Annotated in this window: 15 protein-coding genes and 1 riboswitch; of the genes, 12 read left to right on the top strand and 3 right to left on the bottom strand. The window is 29.4% G+C overall.

Going from position 1 to position 14,430, the window contains the following annotated elements; genetic code table 11:
* Positions 1-5 precede the first annotated feature (5 nt).
* Together ACIJYC_RS05275 and ACIJYC_RS05270 are read right to left on the bottom strand one after the other, a co-directional pair.
* On the bottom strand, positions 6-491 hold the full coding sequence (locus ACIJYC_RS05275; RefSeq protein WP_435165254.1) for a tetratricopeptide repeat protein: 486 nt from the start codon (positions 489-491) through the stop codon (positions 6-8).
* Positions 491-1,264 (bottom strand): 5-oxoprolinase subunit PxpA, encoded by a 774-nt coding sequence (locus tag ACIJYC_RS05270; protein ID WP_435165251.1) that lies wholly within the window; start codon positions 1,262-1,264, stop codon positions 491-493. Before ACIJYC_RS05270 ends, ACIJYC_RS05275 begins: the two co-directional genes overlap by 1 nt.
* Positions 1,265-1,292: 28 nt before the next feature.
* Here ACIJYC_RS05270 and ACIJYC_RS05265 point away from each other — a divergent pair, with 28 nt between their 5' ends.
* The 10 genes from ACIJYC_RS05265 to ACIJYC_RS05220 all read left to right on the top strand — a co-directional run bounded on the left by ACIJYC_RS05265 (position 1,293) and on the right by ACIJYC_RS05220 (position 12,075).
* Positions 1,293-1,967 carry a 5-oxoprolinase subunit B family protein gene (locus ACIJYC_RS05265; RefSeq protein ID WP_435165249.1) on the top strand — a complete coding sequence of 225 codons (675 nt, stop codon included), beginning with the start codon at positions 1,293-1,295 and terminating at the stop codon, positions 1,965-1,967.
* Positions 1,960-2,904: a biotin-dependent carboxyltransferase family protein gene (locus ACIJYC_RS05260; protein ID WP_435165246.1), complete on the top strand. Its 945-nt coding sequence runs from the start codon at positions 1,960-1,962 to the stop codon at positions 2,902-2,904. The genes ACIJYC_RS05265 and ACIJYC_RS05260 overlap by 8 nt, the downstream gene beginning before the upstream one ends.
* Positions 2,904-3,782 carry a DMT family transporter gene (locus tag ACIJYC_RS05255; RefSeq protein WP_435165243.1) on the top strand — a complete coding sequence of 293 codons (879 nt, stop codon included), beginning with the start codon at positions 2,904-2,906 and terminating at the stop codon, positions 3,780-3,782. The genes ACIJYC_RS05260 and ACIJYC_RS05255 overlap by 1 nt, the downstream gene beginning before the upstream one ends.
* 23 nt (positions 3,783-3,805) lie before the next feature.
* Positions 3,806-3,895: riboswitch (glycine riboswitch) on the top strand.
* A gap of 77 nt (positions 3,896-3,972) precedes the next feature.
* Positions 3,973-5,079: a glycine cleavage system aminomethyltransferase GcvT gene (gcvT, locus tag ACIJYC_RS05250; RefSeq protein WP_435165240.1), complete on the top strand. Its 1,107-nt coding sequence runs from the start codon at positions 3,973-3,975 to the stop codon at positions 5,077-5,079.
* Positions 5,076-5,456: a glycine cleavage system protein GcvH gene (gcvH, locus tag ACIJYC_RS05245; protein ID WP_435165237.1), complete on the top strand. Its 381-nt coding sequence runs from the start codon at positions 5,076-5,078 to the stop codon at positions 5,454-5,456. The genes gcvT and gcvH overlap by 4 nt, the downstream gene beginning before the upstream one ends.
* Positions 5,457-8,315 (top strand): aminomethyl-transferring glycine dehydrogenase, encoded by a 2,859-nt coding sequence (gene gcvP, locus ACIJYC_RS05240; protein WP_435165234.1) that lies wholly within the window; start codon positions 5,457-5,459, stop codon positions 8,313-8,315.
* Positions 8,316-8,325: 10 nt separating this feature from the next.
* Positions 8,326-9,573 (top strand): NAD(P)/FAD-dependent oxidoreductase, encoded by a 1,248-nt coding sequence (locus tag ACIJYC_RS05235; RefSeq protein ID WP_435165231.1) that lies wholly within the window; start codon positions 8,326-8,328, stop codon positions 9,571-9,573.
* Positions 9,566-10,330 carry a DUF1365 domain-containing protein gene (locus tag ACIJYC_RS05230; protein ID WP_435087709.1) on the top strand — a complete coding sequence of 255 codons (765 nt, stop codon included), beginning with the start codon at positions 9,566-9,568 and terminating at the stop codon, positions 10,328-10,330. The genes ACIJYC_RS05235 and ACIJYC_RS05230 overlap by 8 nt, the downstream gene beginning before the upstream one ends.
* On the top strand, positions 10,330-11,508 hold the full coding sequence (locus tag ACIJYC_RS05225) for a class I SAM-dependent methyltransferase (RefSeq protein WP_435165229.1): 1,179 nt from the start codon (positions 10,330-10,332) through the stop codon (positions 11,506-11,508). Before ACIJYC_RS05230 ends, ACIJYC_RS05225 begins: the two co-directional genes overlap by 1 nt.
* An 18-nt stretch (positions 11,509-11,526) precedes the next feature.
* Positions 11,527-12,075: a DUF3833 domain-containing protein gene (locus ACIJYC_RS05220; RefSeq protein ID WP_435165226.1), complete on the top strand. Its 549-nt coding sequence runs from the start codon at positions 11,527-11,529 to the stop codon at positions 12,073-12,075.
* On the opposite strand, the gene ACIJYC_RS05215 is transcribed toward ACIJYC_RS05220, so the two are convergent.
* Entirely contained in the window at positions 12,076-12,834 is a 759-nt protein-coding gene (locus ACIJYC_RS05215) for an SDR family NAD(P)-dependent oxidoreductase (RefSeq protein ID WP_435165223.1), read from the bottom strand. It lies immediately after the preceding gene.
* Positions 12,835-12,855: 21 nt separating this feature from the next.
* Between ACIJYC_RS05215 and ACIJYC_RS05210 the strand changes: the two genes are divergently transcribed.
* Together ACIJYC_RS05210 and ACIJYC_RS05205 are read left to right on the top strand one after the other, a co-directional pair.
* Positions 12,856-13,323, top strand: a complete 468-nt coding sequence (locus tag ACIJYC_RS05210) for a TspO/MBR family protein (RefSeq protein ID WP_435165220.1) — start codon at positions 12,856-12,858, stop codon at positions 13,321-13,323.
* A 2-nt stretch (positions 13,324-13,325) separates the two neighbouring features.
* Positions 13,326-14,429, top strand: a complete 1,104-nt coding sequence (locus ACIJYC_RS05205) for an NAD(P)/FAD-dependent oxidoreductase (RefSeq protein WP_435165217.1) — start codon at positions 13,326-13,328, stop codon at positions 14,427-14,429.
* The last annotated feature ends 1 nt before the right edge of the window (position 14,430 follow it).

The raw sequence follows: 14,430 nt of genomic DNA, 5'->3' as shown, positions 1-14,430 counted from the left end.
ATGAATTAATATTTTGATGTTTTTGTTCCATCAATTATTTCTTTTAATTCACCATACTCTTCACAATTACAATTTTCCAATACATTTAATCTTTCTTTTGCAAGAGCAATTCTATTGGTTACAACGTAAAGTTCGCCCAAGTATTCATTAATTCCTTTATGATTTGGATCAATTTCTAAACCAAGTAAATAATATTTTTCTCCATTTTCATAATCACCCAGTTTTCTAGTTGTAAAACCCAGATAATTTAAGATGTCAGCTTGCAAAGGTTTTTTTTTATTGGATCTAATTAGAAGTTTTTGTGCTTTTTCATATCTTTTTTTTGCTTTTTCTAATTTTCCTTTTTTTTCATATTTTTTAGCCCATTTAATTGACTCAACTGCTTTAGAATAATCAGTCTTCACTTTTGCTGGTTTAGGATCTGATCCTGCTGAATGTGAGTATGTTGCAAATAAAAGTAAAGCAAGAATAGTAAATATATATTTTAACATTAAATAAATTTCTCCATTAAGTTTAAAGGTTTTAGTATAAGTCCATTATCAATCAAATTATCTTTGATTGATTTTGCTGTAGCTAATGAACTTTCGTTATCTCCATGTATGCATATAGAGTCTATTTCACAAGGTATCTGTTTTCCACTGTGACAATTAAGTGCCTGATTTTTAACCATATTTAGCACGTGTTTTTTTGCTTGTTCTGGGTCAGTTATTAATGCGTGAGGTTTTTTTCTAGAAACTAGATTTCCATCGTCCTCATAGTTTCTATCTGCAAAAATTTCACATGCAATTTTCATGTTGAATTTTTTTGCAGCTTCTTCCATTTTCGAACCAGTTGGAACAAGGTAAATTAAATCTTTGTTAATTCCTTTTATTGTTTTAGCTAAAGTGGTTGCTAATTCTATATCTTCACAGGCCATATTGTTAAGTGCACCATGAGGCTTAATGTGTGTAACATTTTCTTTATAATTGTCTGCAATTGTTTGTAAAATATCATATTGATCAATTATTAATTTTGTAATTTCACCTGAAGAAAGATTCATTCTTTGTCTGCCAAAATTTTCAGGGTCATTAAATGACGGATGTGCACCAATGCTTACTCCATTCTCCTTGGATATTTTGATAACTTGGTTCATAGACTCATCGTCTCCAGCATGAAAACCACAGGCAACATTAGCAGAATTTACTATCTCTAGTAAATTAGGATCATACTTATTAGAATGATGTTTAGATTTTTCACCTAAATCACAATTTATATTAATTTCCATAGTCTTAAATGTTGAAGTATAACATGACATGATAAAAAATATATCAAATCTTGGTGACGCAGCTCTTTACTGTGATTTTGGAACTGAGGTTAATAAACAAATTAACTCTGATGTAATTAAGTATTTTAATACAATTAAAGAAAAAAAAATTAAAGGAATTAATAATCTTACACCTTCTTATAATAAATTGATTATTTCTTATGATCTTCGTGTAACAAATTTTAGAGAAATCAAAGATAAAATTGAAAAACTTAATGTTGAAGAAACTTTAAAGATAACTAGCAAAAATTTAGAGGTGCCAGTTTGTTGTGATGCTTCATTTTCTTTAGACATGGAAAGATTAGAGAAGAAATTAAATTTAACTAAAGAAAAAATTTTAGAGAATTTTTTTAATAAAGAATTTTTTTGTTATATGACAGGATTTATAGCAGGCATGCCTTTTTTAGGTGATTTAGATGAAAATATGAGAGTTCAACGGTTGGAAACTCCAAGAGTAAAAGTGCCAAAAGGATCTGTTGGAATAACAGAACAATTTGCTGATATTTATACATTTGAAAGCCCTGGTGGGTGGAACATCATCGGAAATACTCCGTTAGAAGTATTTGATAGTTCAAAAGAAAAAGATCCTAATTTAATTAACCCAGGTGATACTGTTAAATTTAAACAAATAACATTTGAAGAATATAAAAATTATAATGAGTAACAATTATTTTGAAATAATAAGAGCTGGTATAAACACAACATTTCAAGACATGGGAAGAAATAATTTATACCATATTGGTATTCCTTTCAGTGGAGCCATGGATAATAGAAATTATCTATTAGCTAATAGACTAGTTGGTAATAAATTAGACTTACCAGTTATCGAGTTTGCATATCAAGGTCCTTTATTAAAGTATAGTGGAGACAATATTACCATAGCTGTAGCTGGAGATGTAATCTTTAAAATAAGAAAAAAGGATAACGAAATAGAGGGTAATTGTTATGAAAATTATCTAATAGAAAATGGAGATGAGATTGACATTCTATCAACTAACAAATCTGTTTATGGCTATTTGGCTGTTAGTGGGGAGTTTGATTTAAAATTACAATGGGGTAGCTGCTCAATAAATACAAAAGCCAACATTGGTTCTAACGAGGGTAAAAAATTAGAGAATAATCAAAAATTAATCATTTCAAAGATAAGTACAAATCAACAAAAAAATAAAACTAATTATTTAAACTCAAAAGTAGAAAATATAAGAGTTATAAAAGGAACTAATTTCGATTATTTTTCTGAAGAAGGAAAAAAAAATTTTTTTGAAAAAGAATTTACAGTATCAAAATTATCTGATCGAATGGGCATGAGATTAAATGGCCCTGAAATAGAAAACATTGTTAATACAAATATTAAATCTGAAGGTTTGTTGAAGGGGGTAATACAAGTTCCAGCAGATGGTAATCCAATTATAATGCTATCAGACCATGGAACGATAGGGGGTTATCCAAAAATAGGAGTTGTTGCTAGTGTTGATTATGACAGATTGGTTCAAATATCGCCTGGGTCAAAAATAAAATTTAAAGAAATAGAATTATCTGATGCAGAAACTTTGTTTAAGTTGTATGAAATGGAAACTCAAAATTTAATTTCACAAATCTAATGAATATAATTACAAAATTACCAGGACCTTTATTAGTATTTTTAGGTGCTTGCTGTTTAAGTTTTGGTGGACTTATAGTTAAGTCATTTGAAGGTTCAACTTTATGGCAAATTTTATTCTGGAGATCCTTATTTTTTTCTCTGACAGTTCTAGCTTTTTTAATAATCAGTTATAAGAAGAAAACTTTTAAAGCATTTAAAGATTCTGGTTTACCAGGGTTTATTGGTGGAATTATTTTATCTTTTGGTTTCTGTGGATATGTATTTGCAATGTATAACACGACGGTTGCTAATACGAATTTCATTATATCACTTCAAATTTTATTTCTCGCAATATTTGGTTATTTTTTTCTTAAGGAAAAAATTTCTGCAATTACGTTAACATCAATTATTTTAGCAATATCAGGCGTTTTGTTGATGGTGGGAAATTCATTAACACCAGGTGAGCTTTCAGGAAATCTTGCAGCATTTACAATGCCTATCACCTTTGCAGTTTTAATTATTATTGTGAGAAAATTTCCAACAGTTGATATGGTGCCAGCACAATTTGTAGCAGGTATATGTTCATGCTTTATTGGTTTTTTACTTTCAACAAAAATAATGATTTCACCGCATGATATTTTTCTAGGTTTTCTAGGTGGCTGTTTTCAAGTTGGATTAGGATTTATATTTATTACAAGTGGAGCAAGAACCACACCTTCAGCCATGGTCGGAATAATAATGTTATCTGAATCTGTTTTGGGACCAATTTGGGCCTTTATATTTGTTAGTGAAAGACCATCTATGTTTGGGTTGATAGGAGGAGCTATAATTATTTTTGCTGTATTAGTTCAATTTTACTCACTATTAAGTACGCGTAAAAAAAGTATTTCTCATTGACCATCTGTAAATAGTTGATAAATTGATAATTAACGGGAGAGATTACAAATTTTGTAACACCGAAGGAGCAACCACCCAGGAAACTCTCAGGTAAAAAGGACCGTAACATATTAACTCTGGAAAGAGATTAAATTCTCGCCGAAGGAGCAAAACTCTCAGGCAAATATACAGATGGGTACAACGAGTTAGTATGGAAATAAAAAAAACATCTTTAAACAAACTTCATCAAGATAACAAAGCTAAATTTGTAGAATTTGCAGGCTATGAAATGCCAATACAATACAGCAAAGGTATTGTTGAAGAGCATAAATTTACAAGAACACACTCAGGCATTTTTGATGTTTCGCATATGGGGCAATTATTTATTTATGGTGATGATAGTTTAACCGCAGATTTAGAAAAAATTTTTCCATTAAATTTAAAAGACTTAAAAGTAAATTCATCAAAATATAGTTTTTTAATGAATGAAAATGCTGGAATTTATGATGATTTGATTATTACAAAAATAGATGGTGGTTATCTAATAATATTAAATGCTGCTTGCAAGGATAATGACTTTAAAATTATATCTAAATTACTTAACGATAAATATAGGATGAATTTAGAAGAAAATAGATCTTTAATAGCAATACAAGGACCTAAGTCTGTAGAGATTTTAGATACAATTCTTAATGGAGCAAAAGACCTAAATTTTATGACAGGAAATTGGTTTTATTACAAAGATCAAAAATTATTTGTAACTAGATCAGGTTATACTGGTGAAGATGGCTTTGAAGTATCTATCTCCAATGATTTTGCCGAAGAGTTTACAAAAAAATTACTTGAAAATGGAGCTCAGCTTATAGGACTTGGCGCTAGGGATACATTGAGATTAGAGGCGGGACTGTGTTTATATGGTCAAGAATTGGGTTTGGATAAAACTCCAATCGAAGCCAATCTTAAATGGGCAATATCGAAAGAAAGAATAACAAATGGTGGGTTTATAGGTTCAGATAAAATTATAAATCAAATTAATGAGGGTACTCCGCAAATTAGAGTTGGAATTAAACCAGAAGGAAGATTAATTGCGAGGGAGAAAACAAAAATTTTCAATGAAGATGAGTTGGTTGTTGGTGAAGTAACTAGTGGTACCTTTGGACCAAGCTTGAATGGACCAGTTGCAATGGGTTATGTTGAAAAAGAATTTTCTCAAAAAGATACAAAAGTTTTTCTTGAGGTAAGAGGAAAAAAATATCCAGCAAATATTTGTGGATTACCATTTTATAAAAAAAGTTATGTGAAAGGAGCAACTAAATGAGTGAAGTTAAATATTCTAAAGAACATGAGTGGATAAAAATAGAAGGTGATGTTGGCACAATAGGTATTACCCAACATGCAACTGAAATGTTGGGAGATATTGTATTTGTAGAATTACCTGACGTAGGTACTTCTGTTGAAAAAGATGGAAATGCGGGTGTAGTAGAATCAACTAAAGCTGCAAGCGATGTTTACACACCTATATCAGGTGAAGTAATGGAAAATAATCAATCAATAGTTGACGATCCTGGTAAAATTAATTCAGATCCAGAAAATGAAGCTTGGTTTTTCAAATTGAAAATTAAAGATAAAAATGAACTAGATAGTTTAATGAACAAAGATGAATACGACAAATTTGCAAAAGAAAGTGGGAATTAAATGTTAAAAAATGCTCAAAAAGATTTTATTCAAAGACACATAGGCCCCTCTACTGAAGAGCAAAATGTTATGCTTAAAGAGTTGGGGTATAAAAATCTAGATGAGTTAATAAAAAATACTGTACCAGAAAAAATTTTATTAAAAGATGATTTAGAGATAGGAGATCCAAATTCTGAATATAAAGCACTTAGAAAATTAAAAAATATTTCAAAAAAAAATAAAGTTTATTCTAGCTTTATAGGAATGGGATATTACGGAACCTACACTCCTTACGTTATATTAAGAAATATTTTAGAAAATCCAGGGTGGTATACTTCTTACACACCATATCAGCCTGAAGTTGCTCAAGGTAGACTTGAGATGTTAATGAATTTTCAACAGATGATTATTGATTTTACAGGCATGGATATAGCTAATGCTTCACTTTTAGATGAAGGAACAGCCGCAGCAGAGGCTATGGGTTTAAGCTATAGAATATCTAAGACAGACTCAAATAAAGTTTTTGTATCAAAAAATTGTCACCCACAAACAATTGAAGTCATTAAAACAAGAGCCGAACCTTTAGGGGTAGAAATAATTATTGGTGATGAGGAGACTGATATCAAAGATGAGATTATCTGCGGTATAATTAGTTATCCTGGTACATTAGGAGATATTAAAGATCCTAGTGAAGCAATAAGTAAAATACATAAAAAAAATGGTAAAGCAGTTTTAGTTTGTGATTTGCTAGCTCTTGCAAAATTAAAAACACCTGCAGAATTAGGAGCAGATATTGCCGTAGGAAGTTCACAAAGATTTGGCATTCCAATGGGTTATGGTGGTCCACACGCAGCATTTTTTGCTACAAAAGATGAATACAAAAGATCGATGCCAGGTAGAATAGTTGGAGTTTCAGTAGATAGACATGGTAAAAAAGCTTATAGATTAGCTCTTCAAACCAGAGAGCAACATATTAGAAGAGATAAAGCTACAAGTAATATTTGTACTGCTCAAGCTTTGTTGGCAATTGTTTCTGCAGCTTATGCAGTTTATCATGGCCCTAAAGGAATTAAAAAAATTTCAGAAAGTGTTTCTCAGTTAACAAAAAATTTTGCTGATAAGCTGAAACAATCTGGATATGAACTTTATTCAGATCATTTTTTTGACACTGTAACTGTAAAAACTTTAGATAAGACTGATAAGATTTATAAAAATGCTTTAGATGAAGGTGTTAACATCAGAAAAGTAAATTCAGAGATGCTTGCAGTTTCTTTTGATGAAAGAAAAAATCTATACAGAGCTAATCAATTGCTGAAAATTTTTAATTGTTCTGAAACAATTAAAGAATCTATGAATGAGAGCTTATCTAATATTCCTAAAAATTTATTAAGAAGTTCAACTTACCTAGATCATCCAGTTTTTAATAGTTATCATTCAGAAACTGAAATGCTTAGATATTTAAAAAAACTAGAAGATGCAGACATCGCTTTAAATAGATCAATGATAGCTTTAGGTTCATGCACAATGAAGTTGAATGCAGTATCTGAGATGATACCAGTAACTTGGAAAGAGTTTTCACAACCACACCCTTTTTCTCCAGTAGAACAAATGGATGGTTATAGAGAACTTTTTACTGATTTAAAAAATTGGCTTAGATCAATTACTGGTTTTTCAGGTGTATCACTGCAGCCAAATGCTGGAGCCCAAGGCGAATTTGCTGGATTAATGGTAATTCGTAAATTTCATGAAAAAAATAATGAAGCTAATCGTAATGTTTGTTTAATTCCAAGTTCTGCTCATGGCACTAATCCTGCGAGTGCGCAAATGGTTGGGATGAAAGTCGTTGTGGTTAAATGTGACGATCATGGAAATGTAGACTTTGAAGATTTAAAGAAAAAAGCTGAAGAACATAAAGATAATTTAGCAGCATTAATGGTTACATATCCTTCAACACATGGAGTTTTTGAGGAGAAAATAACTGATATTTGTGAACTTATTCATGAAAATGGTGGACAAGTTTATATGGATGGAGCAAATCTAAATGCATTAGTAGGTATTGCAAAACCAGGAAAATTTGGCCCAGATGTTTGTCATATAAATTTACACAAAACATTCTGTATTCCACATGGTGGAGGAGGACCAGGCATGGGACCAATAGCTTGCAAAAAACATTTAGAAACCTTCTTACCAAAACATTCAGTGATTAAAGATTGTGGACCTACAACAGGAATTGGCGCTGTTTCAGCTGCCCCTTGGGGAAGCTCAAGCATTTTATCAATCTCATGGATGTATATAAAAATGATGGGTTCCGAAGGTTTAAAGAAAGCATCACAAGTTGCTATATTAAATGCAAATTATATTGCTCACAAATTAAAAGACTCATTTCCAATTTTGTACAAAGGCAAAAGTGGGAATGTTGCCCATGAATGCATTATTGATATTAGAAAAATAAAAGCTGATACAGGTGTTACAGAGGAAGATATAGCTAAGCGTTTAATAGATTTTGGTTACCATGCACCAACAATGTCATGGCCTGTTGCTGGAACTATGATGATTGAACCAACTGAAAGTGAAAGTTTAAGTGAGATAAATAGATTTTGCTCAACTCTTCAAAAAATTAAACAAGAAATCGATAAAATACATTCAGGTGAATATGATAAATTGGACAATCCAGTAAAGAATGCGCCACATACTCATCTTGAATTAGCCTCCAACAAGTGGGAACATAAATATGAAAGAGAGGAAGCAGCTTATCCATCTGAATTTTTAAAGACAGTCAAATATTGGCCACCAGTTGGAAGAGTAGATAATGTTTATGGAGATAAAAACCTATTTTGTACATGTCCATCAATGGATGAGTATGAAGATACTGCTGCATAAAAATTATTAAATGAAAATTGCAGTAGTAGGTTCGGGAATATCAGGATTAAGCTCAGCTTACTATTTATCAAAAAAACATAAAGTTGATTTGTTTGAAAAGCAAGATCGTTTTGGTGGTCATTCTTATACATTAGATGTTGAATATAATGACAAAGAAAAAGTTGCCGTTGATATTGGTTTTATGGTTTTTAATAAAATCACATACCCAAATTTAATTAATTTTTTTAAAGAAAATGAGATTGAAATTGAAGAAAGTGACATGTCATTTTCAGTTAATGTTAAAGAAACTAATATTGAATATTGTGGAAAAGGTTTAAATGGTATTTTTTCAAACAAGTTAAATTTGTTTAATTATAAATTTGTAAAAATGTTTTTTGAAATAATTAATTTTTACAAAAGGTGTGAAAAATTAGATCCTAATACACTTGAAAATAACATTACACTTGGAGAATATTTGCAAAAAATCAAAAAAACTAATTTCTTCATAGATTATCACATAATACCAATGGTTTCAGCAATATGGTCAATGCCACCATACGAGGCATCGCAAATGCCATTATCATTCTTTTTAAATTTTTTTAAAAATCATGGATTGTTTAAACTTAAAAACAGACCTCAATGGTTCACTGTATCAAATAGAAGTAAAACTTATGTTAATAAAATTTTATCTAATATAAGTGGAGAATATTATAAAAATTATGAAATTAATAAAATCGTAAGAAGTGATAACAGGGTAAAGGTTTATTATGGATCAGAACATGAATTTTTTACCTATGACAAAGTTGTGCTAGCTTCTCATGCTGATGAGAGTTTAAAGATTATCTCGGATGCTTCTGATCAAGAAAAACAAATATTAAATAATTTTAAATATAGAAAAAACATTGCAATAATTCATTCTGATGAAAGCTCAATGCCAAATAATAAAAAAGCATGGTGTTCATGGAATTCATCATTAGATCCAAACAATAAAGAGAATTCATCAGTTACTTATTGGTTAAATCAGTTGCAAAATTTAAAGATTAATCAAAATATTTTTTTAACAATAAATCCTTTTTTTAAAATTGACCCTAATAAGATTTATAATGAGATAGATTTTACACATCCCTATTATGATGAAAATGCATTAAAAAATCAGTCAAAATTAAATTCTATTCAGAATGTTAACAATACTTTATTTGCAGGAAGTTATTTTGGTTACGGATTTCATGAAGATGGCATAAAATCTTCAATTGAAATGCTTAAAACCTTAAATGATTAATTCATCGATATATAATGGGCAGGTAATACACAAAAGGTTTAAACCAAAGATTCATTATTTTAAATATAATGTTTTTTCATTATTAATAGATCTTTCTGAATTGGAAACACTGCATAATAAAGTTAATTTTTTTTCATATAATAAGATTAATTTAATCAGCTTTTATGACAAAGATCATGGTGAAAGAAATGGATCTTCATTGGTAGAATGGGTACATAATAATTTAAAAAAAAATAATATTTCTACTGACAATATAAAAATTAAGATTTTATGTTATCCAAGAATTTTTGGTTTTGTTTTCAATCCTTTAAGTGTGTTTTATGTTTATGATTTAAAAGATCAATTAATTTCAATTTTATATGAAGTTAAAAATACATTTGGCGAACAACATACTTATATATTTCGAGTAGAAAAAGATGCTAATTTAATACAAAATAATTGCTCTAAAAAATTTCATGTATCTCCATTTATTGAAATGAATTGTAATTATTTTTTTCGACTATTGAAACCAGGGAATAAAATATCAGTTATAATTGATCAGTATGACGCTCAAGATAAAATTTTATATGCCTCACAAGATGGAATTAGGTCAGATTTTAATACAAAATGTTTAATTAAATCATATTTAAAACATCCAATGATGACTTTTAAGATCATCCTAGCGATACATTATGAAGCGTTTAAATTATGGACAAAAGGAATTAAGTTCATAAAAAAAAAAATTAAAACTAACAATAATATAACAATTGAAAATTAATGTTACTTTACAGCGTTGCAGATAAAATAGTTTTTAGTATTCTTAAAAGAATAAATGTTGGATCTTTAGAAATCTCAACTTTTTCTGGTGAAATATTAAAATTTGGTAATCCAAATGATAAACTAAAAGCTAATTTAAAAATTAAAACTCCTGCATTAAATTATAATTTAATCAAAGGAGGAAGTGTTGGATTTGCTGAATGCTATATGAGAGATGAATTTGAAACTGATAATTTATCTGATTTAATTGAATTAACTGCAAGAAATATTAATATTGTACATAAATTTGCTGGTTTATTAGATTTAAAGTTTTTAAATTTTATTAAAAACAGATTTATTAAAAATACAAAAAATAGAAGTAAGGAAAATATTGCTAAACATTATGATCTTGGAAACGATTTTTTCTCTCTTTGGCTAGACAAAACTCTCACATATTCAAGTGCAATATTTGATGATCAAAATAAAAATTTGTCTGATGCGCAAAATAACAAGTACCAAAAATTAATTAATTTAATTCAGCCCAACAATGGGGATAAAGTTTTAGAAATTGGTTGTGGTTGGGGTGGTTTTGCAGAGTATCTAGGTAAAAATTATGATGTTAAACTGGATTGTATTACTATCTCAAAGAGACAATTTGAATATGCAAAAGAAAGAATTCATAATTGTGGTTTGAATGAAAAGGTTAATATAGAAATTAAAGATTATCGAGACTTAAAAGGAAAATATGACTCCATAGCATCAATTGAAATGATTGAAGCTGTGGGTCAAAATTACTTAGAGAGCTATTTCAAAACAATCAAACATAATCTCTCTGATGGAGGCATGGCTGCTATTCAAGCTATTACCATAGATGATAGTTTGTTTGATAGGTATAAAAATAAACAAGATTTCATTCAAAAATATATTTTTCCAGGAGGGTTTTTACCTAATAAAAATACTATTAATAAACTTGTGTCTAATAATGGATTAACTGTGAACTCGTATCTTTCTTATGCGGATCATTATGCGGATACATTAGCTTTATGGAGAGATGAATTTAATAAAAAATGGGATTTGATTAAAAACCAAGGTTTTGATTTAACTTTTAAACGAATGTGGGAGTTTTACCTTTCGTATTGTGAAGCCGGTTTTAAATCAAAAAATATTGATTTAATTCAATTTTCACTTCAAAATAAATAATACATAGAGGAGATACAAATGCGTCATTTAAATGTTATTAGATCTATTTCATTGATAATTTCATTATTCTTAATTACAAGTTGTTCAAATAATAGCGCAATGAAACCAGAAGATTTTAAAAATAAAGAACCAAGATTAATAATTGAAGAATATTTAACAGGAAATGTTAAAGCTTGGGGCGTTCTCCAGAATAGATCTGGTAAAGTAACAAGACAATTCTCTGCTGACTTAGATGGAACTTGGGATGGCAAGCAATTAATTTTAAAAGAAAAATTTAATTGGGATGATGGAGAAGTGCAAAATAGAGAATGGACTATCAACAAGATAGATGAAAATAATTATGAAGGTACTGCAGGAGATGTTGTTGGTAAAGCAATAGGATACTCTTATGGACCTGCATTTAAATTTGAATATGTTCTTTTAGTTCCTGTCAAAGGCAAAGAAATGAAGATCACATTTGACGATTGGATTTTTAAACAAGATGACAGAGTTGCTATTAATAGAGCTACTATGACAAAGTTTGGTTTTAAAGTCGCAGAGTTAACGGTTGTGTTTGTAAAAGATTAATTATTTTTTTTGATATTTTGTCATTCTACCAATTAAACCAAAATAAACTTTACTAGGTAAAAAACTTAAAAGTTTTAATGTAATTGTCAGTGCTTTAGGAAAATGTATTTCAAATAAATTTTTGTTAATTAAACCATTATAAATTTGATCTGCAGCATATTCTGGTGTTTTTAAAAATGGCATTTTAAAATCATTTTTATCTGTCATTGGTGTCTTAATAAAACCTGGAGAAACTAAGCAAACACGCACATTATATCTTTTAAAATCAAAATATAAGCTTTCGGCTAAATTATTTAGAGCAGATTTGGATGGCCCATAACCTGTAGAGTTTGGTAATCCTCTGTATCCAGCTATAGATGAAACTATCGTAATAATACCGTTTTTTTTATTTCTGAAATACTCTTCAACTGCTTTAATACTGTTTACCGTTCCAAAAAAATTTATTTTAAATACATCTTCTATTTGTTCTACATCTATATCTTTTTCTTTTTTAGGGTTCCATGTGCCAGTTGAAAAAAAACATATATCTATATTTTCAAACTTATTTTTAATTTCATTAAATACTTCTTTGCATTTTAATTTATTTGTCACATCAAGTGGAAAAGCATAAATATTTTCATATGTATTTGAAAGCTCGTTTAATAATTCTACTCTTCTTGCTGATACCGCTACATTCCAACCCTTGCTTGCAAATTTAATTGCTAAAGCTCTACCAATTCCAGTACTTCCGCCAGTTATCCAAATAGTTTTTTTGTTCATTTTTTGTTAAGTATTACTAACATGATTAAAAATAAATTATTAACATTTATACTGTTTCTTCTCATTACTTTTTCAGCTTTCTTAATTGGAGGTTTGGCCACAATTAATTTTATGAATCCTTGGTATTCATTATTGAATAAGCCAATATTTAATCCACCAGACTGGGTATTTGGTCCTGTTTGGACTATTTTGTACTTTATGATGACTATTTCAATATGGCTTTATTGGCACACAAAAAATAGAGAAATGAATACGATTTATATTTATTTTATACACTTAGTTTTTAATGCAACTTGGAGTATAACTTTTTTTGCATTACATAACATGATTTTGGCCTTAGTTGTATTAATCATATTAATAGTATTAATTATCAATCTTATTATTAGATTTAAGCGTGTCAACTTGACTAGCTCATATATAATGATTCCTTATATACTTTGGTGCACCTTTGCTTTAGTTTTAAATTTTAGTTTAATAATATTAAATTAAACATGGATGACGTTGTAATAATTGGTGGTGGAATAATAGGAGCAGCAAGTGCTTATTTTTTATCTAAAGAAGGTAGAAAAGTAAAAGTAATAGAAAGAGATCCGACTTATAAAACAGCTTCATTTCCATTATCTTTAGGAGGTTTCAGAAGACAGTTTTTTCAAAAGGAAAATATTTTACTTGGTAAATTTGCTAAAGAATTTATTTTTCAAATTCCAGATCTGTTAAAAACTGAAAAAAATCCAAACCCTACTGCAAGTATGGTAACTAATGGATATTTATTAATGTTTGGTCCTGAACATGCTGAAGAACAATATAGGGCTTTAGAAAATCATAAAGAGTGTGAAGCTGGAACAAAAAATATTAAAGGCTCGGAATTATCTAAAGTTTTTCCATATATAAACAGCGAAGGTATCGAAACAGCAACTTATACCGATAATCAAAGCGAGGGATGGATTGATCCATTCATGTTTCATAGTGCACTTAAAAGCAAGGCAATAGAACTTGGAGCTGAGTTTATCAAAGGTGAAGTAAAAAGTATTTCTGAAATTAAGGCTAAAACAATAGTATCAGCAGCAGGATGTTGGACTAAAGAACTGTTAGAAGATATTCCAGTAGTCCCACAAAAACATACAGTTTTTAGAGTTAAATGCCCAAAATATATAAAAGAAATGCCTTTATCAGGTGATTTAACAACGGGGGTTTATTGGAGACCAGAAGGTGGAGAATATTTAGCTGGGTCACCAAATTCAGTATTTGATGCTACAGATTTAGAGCCAGCCTGGAATGATTTTGAAGAACTAGTATGGCCTGCATTAGCACAAAGAATACCAGCATTTGAAGAATTAAAACTTACAGGTGGTTGGGCAGGCTTTTATGACTGTAATAAACTAGATAATAACGCAGTTGTAGGCAAACATCCTAAGTTTGATAATGTTTACATTGCATCTGGTTTTACAGGAAGAGGATTAATGCAAGCACCAGGAATTGGTAGAGCATTAACTGAATTAATTACAACGGGCTCTTACCAGACAATTGATATCAGTGACTTTGCAGTTGAAAGAGTGCTAGGAAATAGTGCTAGACCTGAACCTTACGTTTTATAAT

It is taken from the genome of Candidatus Pelagibacter bacterium nBUS_28, from assembly GCF_051200915.1.
In the GTDB taxonomy this organism is placed as follows: domain Bacteria; phylum Pseudomonadota; class Alphaproteobacteria; order Pelagibacterales; family Pelagibacteraceae; genus Pelagibacter.
The sequence above is the reverse complement of the archived record's forward strand: the minus strand, read 5'-3'. Positions and strand labels throughout refer to the sequence as shown.

Bases quoted from the DNA above. Each gene is read 5' to 3' on its own strand.
- gcvT (WP_435165240.1), top strand. From the start codon at position 3,973: ATGGAAATAAAAAAAACATCTTTAAACAAACTTCATCAAGATAACAAA.
- ACIJYC_RS05205 (WP_435165217.1), top strand. From the start codon at position 13,326: ATGGATGACGTTGTAATAATTGGTGGTGGAATAATAGGAGCAGCAAGT.
- ACIJYC_RS05235 (WP_435165231.1), top strand. From the start codon at position 8,326: ATGAAAATTGCAGTAGTAGGTTCGGGAATATCAGGATTAAGCTCAGCT.
- ACIJYC_RS05210 (WP_435165220.1), top strand. From the start codon at position 12,856: ATGATTAAAAATAAATTATTAACATTTATACTGTTTCTTCTCATTACT.
- ACIJYC_RS05230 (WP_435087709.1), top strand. From the start codon at position 9,566: ATGATTAATTCATCGATATATAATGGGCAGGTAATACACAAAAGGTTT.
- ACIJYC_RS05275 (WP_435165254.1), bottom strand. From the start codon at position 491: ATGTTAAAATATATATTTACTATTCTTGCTTTACTTTTATTTGCAACA.
- ACIJYC_RS05225 (WP_435165229.1), top strand. From the start codon at position 10,330: ATGTTACTTTACAGCGTTGCAGATAAAATAGTTTTTAGTATTCTTAAA.
- gcvH (WP_435165237.1), top strand. From the start codon at position 5,076: ATGAGTGAAGTTAAATATTCTAAAGAACATGAGTGGATAAAAATAGAA.
- ACIJYC_RS05220 (WP_435165226.1), top strand. From the start codon at position 11,527: ATGCGTCATTTAAATGTTATTAGATCTATTTCATTGATAATTTCATTA.
- ACIJYC_RS05265 (WP_435165249.1), top strand. From the start codon at position 1,293: ATGATAAAAAATATATCAAATCTTGGTGACGCAGCTCTTTACTGTGAT.
- ACIJYC_RS05270 (WP_435165251.1), bottom strand. From the start codon at position 1,264: ATGGAAATTAATATAAATTGTGATTTAGGTGAAAAATCTAAACATCAT.
- ACIJYC_RS05260 (WP_435165246.1), top strand. From the start codon at position 1,960: ATGAGTAACAATTATTTTGAAATAATAAGAGCTGGTATAAACACAACA.
- ACIJYC_RS05215 (WP_435165223.1), bottom strand. From the start codon at position 12,834: ATGAACAAAAAAACTATTTGGATAACTGGCGGAAGTACTGGAATTGGT.
- gcvP (WP_435165234.1), top strand. From the start codon at position 5,457: ATGTTAAAAAATGCTCAAAAAGATTTTATTCAAAGACACATAGGCCCC.
- ACIJYC_RS05255 (WP_435165243.1), top strand. From the start codon at position 2,904: ATGAATATAATTACAAAATTACCAGGACCTTTATTAGTATTTTTAGGT.